Origin of the sequence: Acinetobacter sp. YH12135 (assembly GCF_013418565.1) — a bacterium.
Taxonomy (GTDB): Bacteria; Pseudomonadota; Gammaproteobacteria; order Pseudomonadales; family Moraxellaceae; genus Acinetobacter; species Acinetobacter towneri.
This window is the reverse complement of the sequence record NZ_VPBU01000050.1, coordinates 1-1,178: the sequence shown is the minus strand read 5'-3', so window position 1 is coordinate 1,178 and position 1,178 is coordinate 1. Positions and strand designations below refer to the sequence as shown.

General features: G+C 35.8%; 2 protein-coding genes. Both read right to left on the bottom strand.

Annotated features, from left to right (window positions below; genetic code table 11):
• Nucleotides 1-103: 103 nt before the first annotated feature.
• Nucleotides 104-958 carry a hypothetical protein gene (locus FTU70_RS14240; RefSeq protein WP_179990508.1) on the bottom strand — a complete coding sequence of 285 codons (855 nt, stop codon included), beginning with the start codon at nt 956-958 and terminating at the stop codon, nt 104-106.
• 98 nt (nt 959-1,056) lie between these two features.
• Nucleotides 1,057-1,178: integrase core domain-containing protein (locus FTU70_RS14235; protein ID WP_179989171.1), on the bottom strand; the 122-nt coding region annotated here is incomplete at its 5' end.

Here is a 1,178-nt window from a genome sequence, read left to right as displayed (position 1 = left end):
TTCCATTTTAGAGATTTGTTTAAGATAAGATATAACTCATTGAGATGTGTCATAGTATTCGTCGTTAGAAAACAATTATTGTGACATTATTTCAATGAGTTATCTATTTTTGTCGTGTACAGAGATTTTTTTCAATTTCATTTGCAAATTTCAATTCATCTAATTTATTTTCAGATGTTGAGGCTTCAATTTCTTTAACTTTCTCTGAATTAGTCCAATTATTAATCGTATTTGAATTGGTAACATGAGCGGCGGCAGTTAATGATGTCGCCAGCGCATCAAATCCTTGAGCTATTTCAGCTCCTACCGCACTATCTAAAGCTAAAGATTTTCCTGTCTCAATTGCTAAACGGACTGGGCCTGAAATCATTAGTCCTACCGCAAGTTGAACAGTACCTAAATCAACTCCAGTATCTTCACTAATCTGCTTTATATTATTTCCTAAATCAGCAATATTGCTTAATATCGTCATACCAACTGTGGTTTGGGTCGTAACTTTTGTCTCAATGTCAGTTCCTTTCGCATAAATTACTTCTTGTTCATTTACGCCTATTTTAGGTTGTTTAAAAATCGTTTCTAAACCAACACCAGATTGAGCTAATGTATCTAGTTGACTCTGAATTTCACTAAACTCTTTTGCTGCATAGAAAAAATCTAATTTAGAAAATAAAGCTTCAACTTCTTTTGGCTCTATCCCTCGTTTGAGCAATTCACTTGCAACTTTGTCACCAACTACACCCGTTTCTTTATATTCACTTGGTAAATTGTAAAGCCTTGCCTGAATATTATTTAGTGTTTGTAAAGCCTTATCTTTATACTCACCCGCTGGTAAGGCTTGTGCTAAATTTTCTGCACTTTGACGGAAATTCTCTGGCAAATCCTTCTGTTCTTGAATAATCTCCTGTCGTCCAGCTTCTGTCAGTAATCGATGATCAATCGTTACTGAACCATCCAGCATACCTGTGGTCTGATCACGAGTAATTTCTTGGGTATTGTTGATATCACGGTTGGTGGTATGGTAATCCTCCCATAAATAACCGAAGTTAAAAGCAGAGGTTAAGCAGCCATTAGAGGTGGCTTTCCTTTGTTAGCTTGATGTGGTCTTTCATGGTTGTAATGCCACAACCAGTTTGTTGCATAATCTTGTACTTCATCCAAAGTATCAAATAAATGCTTGC